Source organism: Porphyromonas sp. COT-239 OH1446 (assembly GCF_000768875.1).
Lineage (GTDB): Bacteria > Bacteroidota > Bacteroidia > Bacteroidales > Porphyromonadaceae > Porphyromonas.
On the sequence record NZ_JRAO01000010.1, the window covers coordinates 56960 to 75741 of the forward strand.

General features: G+C 53.9%; 8 protein-coding genes. 6 read left to right on the forward strand and 2 right to left on the reverse strand.

Going from position 1 to position 18782, the window contains the following annotated elements:
* The first annotated feature begins 199 nt into the window (after positions 1–199).
* The 4 genes from HQ37_RS01970 (at position 200) to HQ37_RS01985 (ending at position 5794) form a co-directional block, all read left to right on the forward strand.
* On the forward strand, positions 200–2200 hold the full coding sequence (locus tag HQ37_RS01970) for an LTA synthase family protein (RefSeq protein ID WP_052080691.1): 2001 nt from the start codon (positions 200–202) through the stop codon (positions 2198–2200).
* A 6-nt stretch (positions 2201–2206) separates the two neighbouring features.
* On the forward strand, positions 2207–3142 hold the full coding sequence (locus tag HQ37_RS01975) for a TIGR01777 family oxidoreductase (RefSeq protein WP_036879652.1): 936 nt from the start codon (positions 2207–2209) through the stop codon (positions 3140–3142).
* Positions 3143–3175: 33 nt separating this feature from the next.
* Positions 3176–5362, forward strand: coding sequence for a S46 family peptidase (locus tag HQ37_RS01980; RefSeq protein ID WP_036879655.1), 2187 nt, complete (start codon positions 3176–3178; stop codon positions 5360–5362).
* A 93-nt stretch (positions 5363–5455) separates the two neighbouring features.
* Positions 5456–5794: a DUF6122 family protein gene (locus tag HQ37_RS01985; RefSeq protein ID WP_036879657.1), complete on the forward strand. Its 339-nt coding sequence runs from the start codon at positions 5456–5458 to the stop codon at positions 5792–5794.
* Positions 5795–5985: 191 nt separating this feature from the next.
* Here HQ37_RS01985 and gmd read toward each other — a convergent pair whose 3' ends face one another.
* On the reverse strand, positions 5986–7137 hold the full coding sequence (gmd, locus tag HQ37_RS01990) for a GDP-mannose 4,6-dehydratase (protein WP_036879660.1): 1152 nt from the start codon (positions 7135–7137) through the stop codon (positions 5986–5988).
* 938 nt (positions 7138–8075) lie between these two features.
* Positions 8076–13886: an alpha-2-macroglobulin family protein gene (locus tag HQ37_RS01995; RefSeq protein WP_036879663.1), complete on the reverse strand. Its 5811-nt coding sequence runs from the start codon at positions 13884–13886 to the stop codon at positions 8076–8078.
* A gap of 510 nt (positions 13887–14396) precedes the next feature.
* Between HQ37_RS01995 and HQ37_RS02000 the strand changes: the two genes are divergently transcribed.
* Both HQ37_RS02000 and HQ37_RS02005 read left to right on the forward strand, forming a co-directional pair.
* Positions 14397–16949 carry a YfhO family protein gene (locus tag HQ37_RS02000; RefSeq protein ID WP_235264617.1) on the forward strand — a complete coding sequence of 851 codons (2553 nt, stop codon included), beginning with the start codon at positions 14397–14399 and terminating at the stop codon, positions 16947–16949.
* 84 nt (positions 16950–17033) lie between these two features.
* A complete protein-coding gene (locus HQ37_RS02005) occupies positions 17034–18737 on the forward strand; it encodes a hypothetical protein (RefSeq protein ID WP_036879666.1) in 1704 nt (567 codons plus the stop codon).
* Positions 18738–18782: the final 45 nt, after the last annotated feature.

Below are 18782 nucleotides of genomic sequence, written 5' to 3' on the forward strand. Positions count from 1 at the left end.
CAACCCAATAAATGCTCGAGGAAGTGCGGGGGGAGAGCTCCCAATCGAGATTTATTTGCAAAGTAGAGACTTATTCCTAAGAGCAAAAGACAAGAAGCCTAGATTTTATAGAAGATTTGCAACAAGAGATGGGCGAAAGTCTTTATCTTTGTATCAAGTGCACCGAAAGTGTTCACGATAACAAAAACTAACGTACGATATGCCTTACTCCTCCACTCCCAAGGCACAGAGCTGGCTCGGCCAAGCCCTGGCGACCCTCTCGGGCAGTGTCTACACCCTGCTAGCTTGGAGGCTTGCCTTAGCCTTCTTGATGTACACCCTATGCCGTGTGCTCTTCTACTTCTACAACAGCGACGTCCTGGCTATCGAGGGGGGGGCAGAGATGCTTCGGATCTTCCGTGGAGGGCTACGCTTCGACGCTGCAGGCATATTTTACGTCAATTTACTAGTTATCCTGCTGCATATCCTCCCCATAAAGCAACGCTCGAGCAAGCTCTATCAAAGCATTATCACCTGGATCTACTGGATATGTAACCTTCCAGCCTTGGTCGCCAATATAGCGGACATTGCCTACTACCGCTTCACCCTGCGCCGCACAGCTATGGCAGTCTTCAGCGAGTTCTCCAACGAGAGCCCTTGGCAGTTCGTTCGCTTCGTCTTCGATTACTGGCCACTCACACTGGTAGCCCTCATCCTCATAGTCGTTTGGGTCTACCTCTATCAGCGAGTGAACTTCATCCCTAGGTCTATCCAGCGACGTCCCCTACTCTATTACTCGGTACAGAGCCTACTACTTTTGGCTACAGCCTTCCTCGTAGTCGTGGGCATACGAGGCTTCGAGCTGGTCAATGGACACCCCATGAACATGAGCACGGCCACACTCTACACCGCGCAGCCTCACCAAGCAGCGATGGTGCAGAACACCCCCTACTCCCTGATCCGAACGATCGGCAAGCCAGGCCTGGAGGAGAAGCATTACTTCTCAGACGAGGAGGCTCGAGCCCTCTTCGATCCCGTACGTAGGGCCAACCCCGCAGCCCCCTACTATGGGCAGTTCAAGGGGCGCAATGTCGTGATCATCATTTGGGAGGGATTGAGCCGTGAGTGGGTCGGCTGCCTCAATCCCGACCTACCCGACTACAAGGGGTACACCCCCTTCCTTGACTCCCTCATCACCCAGGCAGGGGCGTATGCTGGGATGCAAGGCTTCGCCGGTGGGAGCGTCTCTATGGATGCCATGCCCTCGATCCTGGCCTCTCTGCCCAAGCCAGGAGTGTCTTTCGTCTCCTCTCCCTACTCCAACAACACCATTGGCTCGATCGCCATTGAACTGAAGAAGGAGGGCTACTACAGTGCCTTCTTCCACAATGCGGCCAATGGATCTATGTCTTTCGATGCCCTAGCCAATCAGCTCGGCTATGACAGCTATTGGGGTATGGATGAGTACGGTAACAGAGCAGACTGGGACGGCAATTGGGGCATTTGGGACGAAGAGTTCCTACAGTTTATGGTGCGGACGATGAGTAGGTTTCGAGAGCCTTTTTTAGCCACAGAATTTACCATATCCTCTCATCACCCCTGGCTCATCCCCGAACGCTACCAAAATATCTTGCCCGAGGGCCAGATCCCGATGCAAAGGGCCATAGCCTATACCGATATGGCTCTAAGACGCTTCTTCGAAGCTGCCAAACAGCAGCATTGGTATGACAACACCCTCTTCATTATCACAGCGGATCATTCGGTAACAGGGTATCTCGAGGAGTATAAGAATACTTTAGGATTGTTCCGAGTTCCGATCATCTTCTTCGATCCTTCGGGGTGGATGAGTGGGGGGATTGACCACGAGACCATTATGCAGCAGGCAGACATCTTCCCAACGCTGATGGGGCTTATGGGGATTAATCGACCAATCATCAGCTACGGACACAACATCTTCGACCCAACGAGCGATCACTTCGCCGTCTCGGCCATCGGCGGAGCTTACCAGCTCATCTGGCAAGGCTACGCCTTACAGTACAACGGCCAGGAAGTTAAGGGCCTCTACCACATCGCTCAAGACCCTCGTCTCAAGCACAACCTCAAGGACAAGCATCCCGAGATCGTCAAGAGGCTGCTACCCAAGCTACAAGCTTACATCCAGGACTTCTCTGCTCGGATGATCCACAACAGACTAACAGACATCAATCCACCAAATAACTAACGCGACATGGACACTACGATCAAGCCTACGACTATCCTGCTGACAGGGGGGATGACCTTACTCGGCAGACGACTAACTGACAAACTGCGTGCTGAGGGCTATCGTGTACATTGGCTCACGAACCAGCTAGAGCAGGCCGAGGGGAAGTGCGACGCAGCCTTCCTTTGGGACATTGACCGCAAGCTCATCGACGACATTGCTTTCGATGGGGCTAACGTCCTCATCCACCTGCATGGGGCACAGCTCTTCAAAGAGCGTTGGTCTGCAGGGCGCAAGAGGGAGATTATTCGCTCTCGAGCTCTATCCACTAGATTGCTCTTCAATGCACTCAGGCGCACCAAGCACAGCATCCATTCGGTCTTGGTGGCTTCGTCAGTCTACTATTACCCTGCCGCTACGATGAACGAGACCTTCTACGAGAGAGAGGCCGCAGGGGAGGACTTCCTCGGCCAATGCCATCAGATGCTCGAGGAGGAGGCTCAACGCTTCCGCACCCGACTGGGCATCCGTACCGTTATCCTACGCAACGGAATCGCCCTTGATCCTCGACGGGGGGTATTGCCCAATATGTCCCTACCCGTGAGCTTTGGCCTAAATATGCCCCTTGGGCGAGGGGATCAATACATCAACTGGATTCATATTGACGACCTCTGCCGCATCTACAGCTATGCGATCGCCAATACAGAGCTTCGAGGAGTGTACAATGCCTGCGCCCCCTCACCACTAACCAACAGCCAGTTCATGTACGCCCTCTGCTCGGTCAAGGGACACGACCACCTGCGCCTGCCGATCTCGAGTGTTATCCTGCGCTCACTCCTCGGCGAGATGGCAGACCCTCTACTCAAGTCGAGCCGGGTATCCTCTGACAAACTCATAGCCTCTGGCTTTACCTTCGAGTACGACTCACTCAGCAAGGCCTTGCGCTCCTGCCTAGATCGTTAGAGCAAACAACTAGTTAAATACTAAGGACATATAATGAAACGAAAGCTATTATCTCTGCTGCTACTCTTCACCTTCGGAGGCAGCCAAGCTTACGCTGACGAGGGCATGTGGCTCATGCAGCAGCTCAGCGGCAAATACAAAGAGCTCCAAGCACGAGGCCTCAAGCTGGCCCAGTATGATGTCTACAACCCCGAGGGGACATCGCTACAGGATGCCGTCGTGATCTTCGACCGAGGCTGTACAGGGGAGATCATCTCCAGCCAAGGGCTAGTGCTGACGAACCACCACTGCGGCTTCGATGCAATCCAGTCGCTCAGCTCGGTGCAGCACAATTACCTAGAGGATGGCTACTGGGCACAAAGCTTTGCAGAGGAACTCCCAGCCAAGGGGGTAACGATCACCTTCATCGACAAGATCGAGGACGTAACGGACTACGTCAAGAAGCACCTCTCCAAGATCAAAGACCCCAATAGCATGGACTACCTCTCGGCCAAATATCTCGCCACACTGGCTACGAAGAGAGCTGGCAAGCTGCCCAAGGGTATCGAGGTGGAGATTAAGCACTTCTACAACGGCAATCGCTACCTCATGTTCACAAAGAAGATCTATTCGGACATCCGCCTCGTAGGCACCCCCCCCAGCTCCATTGGGAAGTTTGGGGCAGATACGGACAACTGGGCTTATCCTCGCCACTCAGGCGACTTCTCCATCTTCCGTATCTACGCTGATGCCCACGGCAACCCTGTAGACTATTCTCCTGCGAATGTGCCTCTGCGTCCGAAGCGATGGTTCAACATCTCCACCAAGGGAGTGCAGCGAGGCGACTTCGCCATGATCATGGGCTTCCCAGGGCGTACCTATCGCTTCTTCCTTCCCAGCGAAGTGCAGGAGTGGAAGTCGATTGACAATGACATCCGCATCCGCATGAGAGGAATCCGCCAGGAAGTCATGCTCGGGGAGATGCACGCAGACCCAGCTATCAACATCAAGTACGCCGCCAAGTATGCTTCGTCGCAGAATGGATACAAACGGGCCATCGGAGCTAACTGGGGCGTGGAGGTTCGCCACCTAGACCAAGACAAACGTCAGCAGATGGACGAGCTGCTCACTTGGGCGGATAAGCAAAGCAAGCCTCAATACCGCAAGGCAGTCGAGACAATTGATGAGACCATCAAGCAGCGGGCAGAGCTTCGTCGCAGGCTATGGTATCTCGAGGAGGGATTGCTACGTGGCATCGACCTCATTGATCTGTACAAGCAGACCGAAAGCATCCTCAAGCCTCAATCGCCTCGCAAGAGGGGCGAGCAGCCCGACTACACCAAGGCCAAAGGACAAATCGACCACCTCTACAAGCAGGAGTTCGACCTCGAGGTAGACCGCAAGATCGCCACGGCGCTCATCGCCGAGTATTGTAAGCAAATACCCGCAGAGCACCGCCCCGAGGCACTCCGTCCAGTAGGCAAGGAGATAAGCCTAGAGGAGTTTGTCGCAGCTGTCTACCAGGGCTGGAAGAGCTATCTATCTGCACTTGACCTCGGGGCACAGATGGCCGCAACAGGCAGCCAGGGTATGCCCTCTAATATCCAGGGAAGCCAAGATGGCAATATGCGCTCCTTCGTTACCTCTGTCCTTGAGGAGCACAAGAGGCTCAAGGCCGAACTGGCGAAGTTCGACAACCCCATCGACCGAGCCCGTCGCACCTATGTCGAGGGTATGCTCAGCCTGCATGGGGAGGATAAGCTGTGGCCAGATGCCAACTCGACCCTACGCTTTACCTTCGGCAACATCAAGGGCTATAGGCCCAAGGATGGCGTAGTCTATACTCCTAAGACCTACCTCGACGGGGTAATGCAGAAGGAGGATCCCACCTCTTGGGAATTCGCCGTTGCCCCTCGTCTCAAGGAGATCTACACCCGGCAGACCTATGGCAAGGGTAACCGCTGGGCCGAACGCCAGACAGATGGTTCGTGGAGAATGCCCGTGAATATGTGTGCGACCACCCATACCACTGGGGGGAACTCTGGTAGCCCAGTCTTCGACGGATCGGGGAATCTTATCGGGATCAACTTCGACCGCAACTGGGAGGGTGTTGGTGGCGATATACAGTACTTGGCCGATTATCAGCGAAGCATCATCTGCGACATCCGCTACATCCTGATGATCATCGAGGAGTATGGTCAGTGCCATCGACTGCTGGAGGAGATGACCTTTGCCTCATAAGTCATCGGACGACACTGAACTCTACCTCCAGGCTGCCGCAGCTCGTCAAGAGACGTAACTGCGGCAGCTTCATTTACAGACAAAACCATTGCTATGCTTCAGACGATCGTACACTATAGCCTGCACTTTCTATTCCCGGCCCTAGTTTCCTATCTATTTTGGGGACGAGAGCGATGGTGGACATCCTACCGCATCATGCTCCTCACCATGCTCGTAGACCTTGACCACCTCTTCGCAGACCCGATCTTCGACCCCAATAGAGGGAGCATTGGCTTTCACCCACTGCATTCCTACCCGATGATTGCTGTTTATGCCCTCATGTGCGTGCTACCCTATCAGCGGTGGGGATGGGCCTGGTGGTGGCGGGCTATTGGCGTTGGGCTTACCCTACACATGATCACAGATTGGCAGGACTATTACCTTTGGCCCTAAGCATCATCCGAGGGAGAGATCTTGTTGGTCAGAGAGAGGATACGCTCAGCTAATAGAAAGGCTCCTGATAGATCTGCCTTAGGAGGCCTCACAGCAAAGCCACCAGTGCAGCCCTATCAAGAGCCTTACAAATGTATGTCTAGGAGAGAAGCTATGGCGAGGAGCTAAGCTCTCTCGATCCATAGTTCTCCTTATTCGAAGAAGTTCGGAGCCTCAAAGCCCCCAGTATTCAGATAACGATCTCTCTTGGCCTCGATGAGGTCATGGTGCATCATATCAGCGATAATCCCCTTGAGGTCGTACTCTGGCTGCCAACCAAGCTGACGCTTAGCCTTGCTAGGATCTCCAAGCAGGAGATCGACCTCTGTTGGGCGGAAGTATGCAGGGTCTACGGCGACGACAGCCTCCCCGACACGAGACTTAATCGCCGGCAGGCTATCTACCCCAACGGCAGCAGAGAAGAGTGCTTCGTCAATACCAACGAGGCGGCCAACCTCCTCTAGCCCCTCACCCTCGAAGGACACCTGTAGCCCAATCCGCTCGAAGGATAAACGAGCAAACTCTCGAACCTCCGTAGTCTCACCTGTAGCCACCACATAATCGCTGGGCTGCTCCTGCTGTAGGATCAGATGCATCGAGCGAACGTAATCCTTGGCATGCCCCCAGTCTCTTTTGGCCGACAAATTCCCCAAGTATAACTTATCCAACAGGCCGAGAGCTATGCGGCTCACACTCCTGGTGATCTTGCGGGTAACGAAGGTCTCCCCTCTCAATGGGGACTCGTGGTTGAAGAGGATACCATTGTTGGCATGGATGCCATAAGCCTCTCGATAGTTTACTGTGATCCAATAGGCATAGAGCTTGGCGCAGGCATAGGGACTACGTGGATAAAAAGGTGTTGTCTCGCGCTGGGGCGTCTCCTGAACAAGGCCGTAGAGCTCACTGGTCGAGGCCTGATACATACGAGTCTTCTTCTCTAGGCCCAATAGGCGAATAGCCTCCAAGACTCTCAGAGCACCTACAGCATCTACATCTGCGGTGTACTCTGGGCACTCAAAGCTCACCTTCACATGGCTCATAGCCCCGAGGTTATAGACCTCGTCGGGCTGTATTTCCTTCATCAGGCGAGTGATATTCATCGAGTCGGATAAATCTCCGTAGTGGAGGAAAAAGTTTCTATTCTCCACATGAGGGTCTTGATAGATACGATCTACACGCTGAGTATTGAACAAGGAGCTACGACGCTTAAGTCCATGAACCTCATAGCCCAACGAGAGTAGATACTCGGATAGATAAGCTCCATCCTGCCCTGTTACGCCTGTAATAAGTGCTCTTTTTTTCATCTGTCAATCTTATTTCTATTACACTATTTCTTAACCAAAAGATCTCGGAAGGAAGTCTTCACTCGATCCTTCCAGGAAAGAGGCGTCTGTTCTACGCAGCCCAGCCTTTTACTATGAAAATTCCTCTTACAAAGATAACTTTATCTTTCGGATAAATGGCCCAATAACAACAGGGCTGACGCATTACAAAGGTCTTGCTATCTTGGGGCATTCTTTTATGCGTATCCTAATTTGTTTTAACGTGAGTTCGGTATAAGGATTGTCGTCTTTTCGGTTTCAAAATAGGAGGTATTTTGATTGCAAAAGTGGAGATGTTTAGTATCTTTGTGATTGATTAACAAATAGATAACTAAACACTCCCACTCCAATGGATGAGACAAAGTTAGTAGAAATATATTGTATGGTTGATGAGTTCTGTAAGCAAGCCGATCAATAAGAGGCTATTGCGCAATGCACCGCTCAAAGTTTCTTGTATCTTTCTCGGTGTTTTTTGCGTGTTTGAGCCGCTTGGGGAGACTTGAATACTATACCCCTATCCCCATCCCTAAGGGAAGTATCCCTCAGGGATGGGGATTTTACGGTTATTTGACACCTTCAAGCACAAGCAGCCAAATAAGCACAAAATCCCCCGACCTTGTGGCTCATTGCTCACAAGGTCGGGNGATTTTACGGTTATTTGACACCTTCAAGCACAAGCAGCCAAATAAGCACAAAATCCCCCGACCTTGTGGCTCATTGCTCACAAGGTCGGGTAGAGGGGAGAGGATAGCACCACTGAAAAACACAGCGTCAAGCAGCAAAAAACGATTGGAAAGAACATGGTGATATAACCCTGGCATTGCGCAATAGTCTCCATAGAGAAAAAAAAAACGAAGAGGGTGCGGCAGAGCAATTCGATCTCTACCACACCCTCAGACATTAGAAGGGAGAGGGCTCGTCTACTGAGTCTGCTCTCGGACAGTTATTCGCCCACCAAAGCCAGTCGTCGCCGTATATTCGGGGGCGTAGGTAGACTGCACCTGGGCAGAGACTGCCTGATAGACCCCAGAGCGAACAACATGCTGCTCATACTCCAGGCGATATTCGCCCCTATTCAAATGCTCGAAGTAGAAATTCGTTTGTTTATCCTTCGGCTCATAGTAGTAGAGCGTACCAGCCTCAGCCCTCATGTGAGAGAGCTGTTGAGTAGGCTCGGCAAAGCCTATACGAGGATCGCTCAAAGAGACGAAGTCAATATCTCGCTCCAACTTGATATAAATCTGGGTGAGAAGAATGTCCCCCACACGCAGCTCATGCCCTTGATCTAGCGGACGAAGGCGAGTCTCTCCCCCCTCCACAGTCTTGATGAAGAGGCGGCGCTCTATAGAAAGTTCTCGTCCCGAAGCTCGTAGACTATCGATAGGCACAGGGTATCGGGCGACAACAGCTCCCCAAACCTGCCCATCACGCTGCGTCTGAACCTCGAGCTTGTCCGGGTATTGAGTTCGCTTCAGGCGGAGGGAGAGGTCGATGCGCTCACCCTGCTTCGTTTGCCTAGAGCCGTCTGAGAGGACGAGGGTTAGCTCGGTCTTGTTCATCTCCTTGAGGGCTTCTGCACCCGAGCCACTGAGCAGGGCATAGAGAGCCTCCACAGAGGCAACCTCACTCTCCCAGCCCACCGAGCGACGCTGGTTGAGCAGCCATTGCCTTAGGGAGATAACGGTCGCTTCATCCTCAGGGGCAATAAGCTGTAGAGCCTCAATGAACTCAGTAATCAGGGTGTAGTTGCGGTTGATCCACCAATAGCCCCAGGTGCTGGAGTATTTGGCGAAGAACTCCCCGACCTCATCCTCGACGAGGTGCTGTCGTAGAGACTCCAGCACGAGCTTGGCTACCTCTGGATAAGCTCTGCGCAGGGCCATTGCTGCACGGGGCTTGTCGTAGAGGGGCAGGTGCAAGGCCATCTGCCGGAGGCGATCGGTGTGGTACTTGACAAGGCTCTGATTGCTCTCCCTGCGAGCCTCGGGGGCTAGCTCGAGTAGATAGAGGTAGTCAAGGACTAGACCGGAGAAGTAATTGGGGCTCTTCGCCCCTTGGGCTTGCTCCTCAGACATAACTTCAGAGACGTAGGCCTCGAGTGGAGCCCAACCCTTGGAAATCATCTGTTCAAGCCCACTTGAACGTCTGTCAGGGGGCAATAGCTGACGTAGCCTAAGCAGCTGACGCATCACCACGTTTGTTACATAGATATTCCCTGACATGCCTGAGAACCAAGACCACTTACCATCGGGCTGTTGCAGTTCAGCAAGTTGCTTGACGAGCTCAGCCTCGATAAAGGGGCCTTCACGCTTAGCAGAGTCGAGGAAGGTGAAGAGCTCTGAGGCCCGACGTCTCTCCTCTCTTAGATCTTCGCTCCATGGTCCTTCACTGCCTGGCAGCAGAAGCAGGCTGTCTCGGCCAACTCTTAGGGAGAGGCCCAGGGCCTTGGCTCGCTCTTGCGCCCAGGATTCCAAGCCAGGAGTGAGGGCAATGTGTCGAGCGAATACTTGAGTGAAGAGGTTTGCGCTCAGCGAGATCGCATTGGTAGAACGCTCTCGGACGATCGAGGGCAGACTCTCAAGAGCTATGAAGAGTGGGTTGCTCTCGAGGCGCAGATCGAAGCGGCCAGCCTCTGGCCTGAAAATTCCCGTAGGATAGAGCTCTGCGAGGGAGATCGTTCTCCGCTCGGCCTTTTGCAAAGTAAAGGCAAGGCCTTGAGCGGTCTCCTCTATGGCGGGCAAGATCGCTAGGGCATGCTGCTCTCCATCGGAGAAGTTCTTCCCTCGGGCCATGAGGCGCACCCCTACGGAGTCTAGGCCCTTGGGGGTATCGAAGCTAAAGTGATAGGCCTGCCCCTTCTGAGGCTCAAGGGAGAAGGATTTCTGCTCACTCAGCAGGATGCGCTCCGTCCTTAGGTCGAAGAGCTCCAGGGTGATCTTCCCCTTTTGGGCCTTGTCTGAGGAGTTGTACAGCTGAGTCGAGAGGCTTGCATGGTCTCCCTGACGCAGCTGCCGTGGCAGGAAGGGTCTAAGCATCAACTCTCTATAGCTCTCCACATAGGCACTTCGATGACCCACAGAAAGATCCTCCGTATGCGCAACGAGCTCGACGCGCCAGCGGGTTAGGGCCTCGGGCAGATCAAAAGACCAAGACACTTCGCCCGAGGAATTACTCTGCATCCGAGGGCGGAAGAAGGCTAAGGAGGAGAAGTTGCGCCGCACCACGGGCTGCTTACCCGAGGGGGCAGGCCGAGAGCTATTGCCCAGCTCCTTTAGAGCATCAGGGAGGGCTGAGCGGTCTATCTCTATCTCGGGCTCGTGAAGGACGCCCATCGAGGCATCCTCCTCTTCACTCTCAAGAGACTTAGGGGCTTGCATAGCGATCACTCCTGAAACCCTACCCGCAAACCTCGTAGCAAGAGATCCGACGGCAATCATACGACCGAGGCTTCGACGCTGTCCTACGCCCGAGGAATAATCAATGCAACCATCGTACCAATCCCCGTACACATCCCAGTAGCTTTCATAGCTCCTGGGCGTACTTATGGAGTTGGGGAAGAACTGATCCTCAAACAAATGATCGATCCCATAAGAACCACGAATAGGACGCTGCACGGGGGCAAATCTATCGAGGTACAGCCCATTAACCTTGTCCAAGGCACTGTCGAACATCCATGCGGCCAGGGCTGCCCGTACGGGCTTGCCATCCTTCAAGATCTGTAAGCTCCAGGTCTCGTGGCTACCCGCACGCACTCGGTTGCGAAAGCTCTGCCAGCGTAGCTCAAGCTCCCTATTAGGCAGGCGATACTCGTATTCAAGGCGACGCTTGTATAGGCGGGCATTGTGCACCATATAGACATCGACGACAACGCTTTGGCTACGTCCCTTGAGGTCTATGACTAGGTGATGGAGCTTCTTGGCCTCGGAGCGAAAGTGTCCCATGCTGTGGGTGCGTCCATCGACCGAGACACGATAGCTGATGTAGCTCGTAGGGAGGCTAGAGGCAACGAGGAGGCGAGGCGGATGCTTCTCGTCGTAGTAGTCTCGCACGGCCCTCACCCAGAGGGCCTCGTTGTCGATAGTCATGCGTTCGTCTGTGGGGCGATAGAGGACGAAGTTTGTCGTGTCTCTAAGCACTTTACCCGAGGAGATCTGAGCCTCAGTACAGATCTGATACTTGCCTGAGGGCAAGGAGGCCGTGTGGGGGGCTAGATTGATCTCTTCGCCTGTCTGACCACCCCCCTGATGGACGACCTTGCCTTGGCCTAAGATCTCATAGCGAACGGCCAATGGCTGAGGGTCGGGCTTTTGATGTCGCTGCATCACACGGATTTTGAGGGGTTGCTCGAGGAGTGAGGCGTCGAGATACTCTGGGAGGTCAATCTCTACGGCACTGGGCTTACCCACGGGGAGAGTCAGATAGGTCTCCTGCGTTTGCGCTTCGCCCGTGGTGCTCACAGCCTTGATCTCGAAGGAGTAGCTGATCCAATGATATTTGATTTGATCTGTGCCCTCGGGCTCTATCGGATCGAAAACGAAGCTCAGCTGGGCACGACCCTCTTCGTCAGTCTCCACCTCCTTGATCTCGAAGGAGTTTGCATGCCCACGGGGGCTATGAATCCCAGCTCGGTAATACCTATACCCCTCGCTCACATTAACCTCGGCACTCAGGCGTACGCCCGAGATCCTTGCACCAGTGAGGTCTACAGCACGTACCTCTATTCGGATCGTATCCCCTCTCTCGGGTCGCACCTCTGGGATCTCTGGGATCTGTAGCTCAAAGGTGGGTGCTTTGTACTCTTCTATACTGAACGAGGCCTCACGCAGCCTCTTGCCTGCCTTTACGACCCTCAAGTCATAGCTCCCTCTAGGTTGATCCTTTGGGGCTACGAAGCTGTAGGTGAAGCGACCCAGAGCATCCGTCTCGACATCGACGGAGAAGTGCTCTTGGCTCGAGGGGGTAATGAGCCTTAGGCTAAGCTCCTCATGGGGCAATACACGACTACGCTCGACGAGAGGCTCTTCCCTGAAGAGGTAACCATAGATCTGCACCGTATCGCCAGGGCGATAAGCCCCTCGATCGGAGGTAACAAAGGCTGAGACCTCCCCCTCGAAAGGGCTATCCATATAATTCCCATAGTTGTCATGCTGGGAAGCAAGCGGGTCAAAGGCATCCAGGCTCACGAAGAAGCCTTGATGATCGGCCACTCGCAAGCCCTTGCGCTCAGACTTGGGCAAGGTCATCATCCCCTCTTGGTCGGCTTGCAGGAGCGTGCGCACCGAGTCCGGGGTGAAGTAATGGATGCGCTCGCCCGAGAGGGGCTCTCCCGATACACCGTCAAACCACTGTAAGGAAGAGGCTTCGCCTGCATGGGGCTTGTGCCAGAGAGGGTACTTGTTCGTGAGCTGATAGTCGAGATAGCGATGCTCCCAGCCCTTGAAGTCGCCCTTCGTGGCACGCTTATGGGGGATGGGTGTGATCTGTATATAGTACTGACCGAGGGTAGGATGTAGCTGTGAGTCTTTGAGTACGAGGGTATCTATCGAGCGATCCCACTGCTCATGCTCTCGAAGCTGATAGGTGAAGGTCTTAACGAGCTTCATCTGCTTACGTTCGGGGATGAAGATCGGGGCTATCGTGGGGGCTTGGTAGACCGATATGCGGCACGCCTGTAGGTGCTGGTGCTCGAAGCACACGACCTGCTCTCTACGTCCCACGACCACATTGCTCCCTAGATCGACAGAGAGGTTCGGACGAAGTAGCTCCTCCCTCAAGCTCTTGATCGGCCTGATCGAGGCAGCATGGCGAGACGATGGGTAGAGCTTGAGGAAGCGATCGATATGCTCCACCTGAGCTCGGGTGCTATAGTTGTGGGCATTGGGGAGCAAAGTTGGCAGGAGGTGGAGGATCTCCGAATGACGCTCATAGCGGTCAATGAAAGCCTTGTACTCCTCGGCCTTAAACTCCCTTCTCCATCCACGAGACGAAGAGAAGTAGAGATACTCGTACTCGGCCATCATCCGCTCTCGACCTATTGGTAACCCTTCGGCATAAGTGCGGATACGCTCCTTCCAATATTCCTTGTTATCGCCGACCAAACTCCTAAGAGTGTGAAAGATGAGTGCCGCATAGGTCTCTCGCCATGGGTGCTCGGGCTGGATCATTAGAGGGATGATCTCCTCGGGGACTCTTCTGCTCAGAGGAGTAAGGTTGGCCAGGGCCTCGCGTGCCAAGGCTTGGGTTCGCTCCTCATACTGCTGCTGAGTCCATCGACTGGGATCAAGAGTATCGACCAGGGCATCGGTTTCTTGCCTACGTGGCCTGTCTTCGTAACTATTCCATCCATGTATGCGATAAACATGGTAGATATAGGCCAGCAAGAGGCTACGCTCCTCTGCTCGGAGCCAAGTCTGCCGACGGGCTCGGTCAAGCTGCTCGAAGATCGGACGCCGATCGAGATCTCCGTAGAGATCCCTATGTGCAGAGCGCAGATGGTGCAACCCGATGAGTAGATCGGGATAGCTCTGCTCTTGAATCGAGAGCTCCACGAGCTGGGCGGACAGAGTGGCCAGCTTCTTGGGCTGACTGAGCCTTTGGGCCTGGTCTATCTCCGTCTTGAGCTCTGTACGCTGGGCTGAGCCTTGCTTCGCCCGCTGTGCCTCTAGGGGCTGCATGGGCAGCAGTAGGAGGCACAATCCCACGAGGGAAAGAAGTCGTGTGAAGATTTTCATATCTCATCCATTATTTGTTTCATTCCCCAAATGTAACCAAAATATGGCTAAACCTCGATGACCCAATACCTCAGTTCGTAAAGGAATATCCTACAAATGTTAATCATCGATGCAAGGCTGGACTGAGGCTAGTCAGAATGGGTTTGCATGGGGCAGTGGGTAAGCATCCCTCTTGGATCACAGCCCTCCCCCTCTAGAGACTCAAATAGGATCGACAATGAGATCTAAGTAGGAGCTCGAGAGAAGTCCTATCTGAGCCTCGATCGAGAGCCTATTTGGATCTCAATCGAGGATCTATTGGGCCGCTCGGCTGAGCTCCCCTCTAGAGCGTATCCGAGCCCCTATCGCCCCCTCGGGGCACAGTCCCCAAAGCGAATAGATGGAGCTCTACCCAAGTCTCTCCTCCTCACCGAGGCGATATGCCAACGATGAGGTTTGTCCCTTTGAGCTTTTTGGACTATTTTTGGGCATTAATTGTCTGTATAGCACTTTGTCAAACCACTTCATAGCGTGCACTTGAAAGATATATTGGCCAGCTGGCGAACCCGCCTCTCTTCGAGCTTCCCAACTGTGGGGTTTATTGCGCTGATGGCCTTCTTGGCCTTGGCCTACTTCACCCCAGCAGTCTTCGAGGGGCGTGAACTCTTCCAGCATGATGTCGCTGGAGCGAGCGGTACGGCCCAAGACGTACGGGATCACCATGCCCAGACGGGAGAGACAGCCTACTGGACTAATAGTCTCTTCGGAGGGATGCCCATGTATCAGATCTCGCCGAGCTATCCCAGCATTGGGCTACTCAAACAAGTGCAGGATCTCTTGACCCTACAATGGCCGCTCAACTTGCTCCCAGGATACAGCTGGCTGCTCTTCGCCATGATGGTAGGCTTCTTCATCTTCATGAGGGCTCTGCGTGTACGGCCTTTGCCTGCGTGGCTAGGGGCTGTGATGTGGACTTTCTCGAGCTACTTCATCATCCTCATACAGGCGGGTCATATTTGGAAGCTCATGACCCTGGCTTTCATCCCTCCAACTATTGCAGGCCTGGTGTGGGCCTACCGAGGGCAGTGGCTCAAGGGCGGTGTCGTGGCTGCATTCTTTGCTAGCTGGCAGATCATGTCCAACCACGTACAGATGAGCTATTACTTTGGCTTCTTGATGCTCTTCTTCGCCGTGGGCTACCTCGTTGAGGCCCTCCGAGAGCATCAGCTGAGGCGTTGGCTCATCGCCACCGCAACCATGCTCGCAGCAGGGGCGATAGCCCTAGCGATCAATGGCTCGAACCTCTACCATACCTACCAGTACACGCAGCAAACTATGCGTGGAGGCTCTGCCCTCAGCCAAGGGGCTAGTGCAGCCCCATCTAGCGGCCTTGATAAGGACTACATTACACAGTGGAGCTACGGCAAGGCGGAGACTTGGACGCTACTCGTGCCCAATGCTTTTGGCGGTGCTTCGGGGGCGTTGCTGAGCAATCAAGAGGCCTTGGCCTCCCTCGAGCCTCTAGAGCGACAACAGCTAGAGAGACTCAATCAATTTTGGGCTCAGCAGCTGGGCCAGCCTCTCAATCATTATTGGGGAGATCAGCCCTTTACCTCAGGGCCTGTCTATGTGGGGGCTTTTGTCCTATTGCTCTTCTTACTCGGATGCTTCATCGTTCGAGGGCCGATCAAGTGGGCACTGCTTGCTGGCACCGTCCTCTCTATTGTACTCTCCTGGGGTCATAACCTCATGTGGCTCACGGATCTATTCATCGACTATGTGCCGCTGTACAATAAATTTCGCACCGTCTCCTCAATCCTCGTTGTGGCAGAGTTTACAATCCCTGCACTGGCCGTGCTGGCCCTGCTCGAGTTCGCCCGAGATCCCAAGGCTCTCCTACGTCGTCCCGTAGTGCTTTCGTTTGCAGGGGTAGCCACGCTAGGCGTTGCCCTCTTGATCGCCTTGATGCCAGGGACGACTTTCTCTCTGCTCAGTGAGCAGGAGCAGGGCATCTATCGCCTCATGGTCGGACAGCCAGGGGTTTCAGAGGCCTTGGCGGCACTCAAGACGATGCGTGCGGACATCGTCCGTAGCGATGCGATCCGCTCGGTCATTGTGCTTCTGCTCAGTATTGGCGTGTGCTACCTATACTATAGGGAGCGTATCACCCGTTCATGGCTCTTTGCCCTCCTGGGCGTAATTACCTTGAGTGATCTTTGGCTTGTAGACAAACGTTATCTGAACGATGAGCACTTCATCGATGGAGCTGTGGTCGAGCGAATGGCTCATCCGACGACCTCGGCAGACCTCGAGATCGCTCAAGACACTGACCCTCACTATAGGGTCTTGAACCTTAGCGTCTCCACCTTCAACGATGCTACAACCAGTTACATGCACCGCAGTGCTGGAGGCTATCATGCCGCTAAGCTCAGCCGCTACCAAGATCTGATCGAGCACCAGCTCTCCCGATTGGGCGATACCTTACGCCCCGCAAATCCCGATGTCCTCAATATGCTGGATATCCGTTACCTCATCCTTCCCCCGCAGCAGCGTGGAGCTGCCCCTCGAGTAGCTCACAATGCTGATGCTTTCGGGCCAGCATGGTTCGCTGACAACATCATTGTCGCTGAAGATGCGTACGAAGAAATGGAGCTATTGGGCAAGGCTAACCTCAAGAGCACAGCAATCATGGAGCGGTCGGCTCTTGGAGAGCTTCTCCCCGAAGCTCTGCATGTGGCCGAAGGCTTGGGCTCTAAGGCCTCAGTTCGCCTTGAAAGCTATGTGCCTGGTCGAGCAGTCTACGAGACAGATACCGATCGAGAGAGGCTGCTTGTGCTTAGCGAAGTATACTACCCCGATGGCTGGCAGCTGTATATAGATGGGGCAGCAGCTCCTATATACCGAGCCAATTACCTCCTACGGGCAGTCAAAGTCCCCGCTGGAGTGCATCGACTCGAGATGGTCTTCGACCCCGAGAGTATTCATACGACGGAGCTTGTCTCCAGGCTGGCGCAGGGCTTGCTTGCCCTAGGCATCCTGCTTTGGCTGCTCCTAGGCTTCCTAGGTCAGAGGCAGGTATCCTAGCAGACGACTTAGCTCCCCACATCCTCATTGAGATAAGTTAGAGAACAATACATTATTAACACTTAATCCAATAACACGTAACCGATGAAGAAAACTTTGTCAACCCTGCTGCTCGCTGTAGCGACAGTATTCGTTTTGGGTAGCTGCTCGAAGAAGTTGCGTCCATTGCATGGAGACAACGTTAAGGTCGAGCCTCAGATGCTTGAGGTGGTAGCAGGTCAAGTGCCCGCTAAAATCCATGTAACCTTCCCAGCCAAATGGTTCCCCAAGAAGGCTGTCCTGACCATCACTCCTGTGCTGCGCTACAATGGTGGGGAAAAGGTGGGCGCAAGCTATACCTTCCAGGGAGAGAAGGTATATGGCAATGACCCCGTAGTCTCTTATACACACGGAGCTAATGCCACGCTGAGTTTCTCCGCTCCCTATGTGCCTCAGATGGCCAAGAGCAAGCTATTGCTTACCTTCGGCCTCAAAGGCTCGAATAAGCCCATTGCTGATCTAGAGATCGCTCAGGGTGTTATCGCTACCGAGATGCTGGCAACGGCTCAGGTGGCCAAGGTTGCCTTAGCTCCCGATAGCTTCCAGCGTATCATCAAGGAGTCTTATGATGCGAGCATTCTCTTCCAAATCCAGCAGGCAGACATTCGCCGCTCTGAGCTCAAGAAGGATGACGTCCAGGATTGGAAGGGACTGGTACAGCAGGCAAAGCAGGCTGACAACCAGACTGTAAGCGTAGAGGTGCAGGCCTATGCCTCTCCTGATGGAGGTCAGAAGCTCAACGAGAAGCTCTCAGAGCAGCGTGAACGCAATACGACCAAGATGCTGAAGAAGGAGTTCAACAAGCAGCGCATGAGCGACATCGCTATTGATGCTCATTACACCGCCCAGGACTGGGAGGGCTTCAAAACGCTCGTTGAGCAGAGCGACCTACAGGACAAGGAGCTCGTGCTGCGTGTCCTCTCAATGTACTCTGACCCTGAGCAGCGTGAGCGTGAGATCCGCAATATCTCCGCTGCCTTTAGCCAGCTGGCTGATGAGATCCTGCCCAAGCTGCGTCGCTCCCGTCTGATCGCCAACATCCAAATCACGGGTAAGAGCGACCAGGAGATCAAGGAGTTCCTCGACAAGGCTCCCAAGGAGCTTACCCTCGAAGAAATGCTCTATGCTGCAACCCTCGTTCAGGGCAAGGAGCAGCAGGAGAATGTCTACCAGCTCATCAGTAAGCTACATGCCAAGGATTATCGAGCCTTTAACAACATTGGGACACTACTCTACGAGCGTGGTGCCCTCGATCAGGCTCAGGTTTACTTCGAGGCTGCTAAGAACAGACAGAACAACCCTTACTCCAACATCAACCTCGGTCTGATCGCCCTCTCTAAGGGAGATCTAGCTCAGGCTGCAACCCTCATCGGTGCTGGCTCTAGTGTCCCCGAGGCTGCCCCTGCACTGGGTCTGCTGTACCTCAAGCAGGGTCAGTATGCTAAGGCTGTAGCTGCCTATGGCAAGACTATTAGCAACAATGCTGCTGTGGCACAGCTCTTGAACTCAGACTATGGTCGTGCGCTCTCTACGATCAATGCGCTACCTCAGCCCGATGCCACAAGCTTCTTGATCAAGGCTATTGTAGGTGCTCGCACCAACGACTCTACACTGGCTCTCTCGAGCCTCAAGAAGGCGATCTCTATGGACAGCAAGATCGCTCATCTGGTGTCAGGCAACCTTGAGTTTGCTAAGTTTGCTGGCACTCCTGAGTTTGCACAGTTGCTCTCCTCTACCTCTACGCACTAAGCGCAGAGGACAGGAGGAGCTATCCTCCATACACAATCGCCCCTG

Excerpts from the sequence above, each read along its gene's own strand:
- HQ37_RS01970 (WP_052080691.1), top strand. The coding sequence starts at position 200 with ATGCCTTACTCCTCCACTCCCAAGGCACAGAGCTGGCTCGGCCAAGCC.
- gmd (WP_036879660.1), bottom strand. The coding sequence starts at position 7,137 with ATGAAAAAAAGAGCACTTATTACAGGCGTAACAGGGCAGGATGGAGCT.
- HQ37_RS01975 (WP_036879652.1), top strand. The coding sequence starts at position 2,207 with ATGGACACTACGATCAAGCCTACGACTATCCTGCTGACAGGGGGGATG.
- HQ37_RS01980 (WP_036879655.1), top strand. The coding sequence starts at position 3,176 with ATGAAACGAAAGCTATTATCTCTGCTGCTACTCTTCACCTTCGGAGGC.
- HQ37_RS01995 (WP_036879663.1), bottom strand. The coding sequence starts at position 13,886 with ATGAAAATCTTCACACGACTTCTTTCCCTCGTGGGATTGTGCCTCCTA.
- HQ37_RS01985 (WP_036879657.1), top strand. The coding sequence starts at position 5,456 with ATGCTTCAGACGATCGTACACTATAGCCTGCACTTTCTATTCCCGGCC.
- HQ37_RS02005 (WP_036879666.1), top strand. The coding sequence starts at position 17,034 with ATGAAGAAAACTTTGTCAACCCTGCTGCTCGCTGTAGCGACAGTATTC.